Source organism: Frigoribacterium sp. CFBP 8751, from assembly GCF_014841545.1.
Taxonomy (GTDB): Bacteria; Actinomycetota; Actinomycetes; order Actinomycetales; family Microbacteriaceae; genus Frigoribacterium.
In genome coordinates, this window is sequence record NZ_JACYUB010000014.1 from 1 (window position 1) to 932 (window position 932).

The 932-nt window shown below is 63.6% G+C and carries 1 protein-coding gene; it reads right to left on the reverse strand.

Annotated elements, in window-relative coordinates:
• Positions 1-211: 211 nt before the first annotated feature.
• Positions 212-589, reverse strand: coding sequence for a hypothetical protein (locus IFT88_RS16715; protein ID WP_192122050.1), 378 nt, complete (start codon positions 587-589; stop codon positions 212-214).
• Positions 590-932: the final 343 nt, after the last annotated feature.

The following is a 932-nucleotide window of genomic DNA, read 5'->3' on the forward strand; positions in this document are numbered from 1 at the left end:
CAGCCAGGCACCGCGTTCGACATCATCGATGATCTCCATGGTCGCGACCATGCCATGCGTGCGAAGCCGTGCCATGCGTGCGAAGCCGTGCCAAGGACGCGCCCATGTTCAGGGGCTGCGTCGCGTTAGAGGATCGTCCAACGAGACCTCAGAGGGCACGCGTGGGGGCTCAGATTGAGGATGCTGCGCGATGGACGTCGATCTGCCGTGTCTAGAGCGGGCCAGGCCCGAACCAGAGGGCCGGCAGGGATGCAGTGAGCAGTAGCGCCGCCACGGCCAGGCTCACGGCTGCCAGAGACCGCCGTCCTTCGTGTCGCACCCAACTGGCGATCGCGAGGCCCAGGGACGTGGCGGAGATCATGCCGACTGGCACCCAGGCCGCGAGAAAAATCGGGTAGAGGAACAGCCAGCCCTCGTTGTTCCAAAGAACGACCGGGGACCACATCGTGGCGTACAGAGTGACGTAGGAGACAAGGGCCACAAGGACCACGATGCCTGACGCCAAGGCGAAGGGACTGGCCGCCACTACGGAAGAGGGGCTGTTGCGCGGTTCATTCGTTTGGCCAAGCCGCGCCGGGTTGGTTGTCACGTTCGAAAGCTAGCAGCCCCCGATGCGGCGTCAACCGCCCGTGTGACACCTCGGGCGTAGTTTCCTTATGCCGGTTAGGGGATCGTGCAATGGACAGGGTCGTAAACCTTGACCTCCCCGCCGAATGGTCCGTGTTCGTCAACGTAGATGAATCACTTGATGTGTCTATTGGCTGTGCCAGGGCGCACCCTGGGACCAGTGGTCGGGCAGAGTGATCTAGCGAGTATTCACCGGATGAGGGGGAGAGATGACTGCTAGCTCCAATGGGGATGCGTCCCGGGTCGAGCCGGCCTGGCCGGTGGCGGTTGTGGTCCTCGCCGTCCTTCTCACCCTGGCGGGCCCA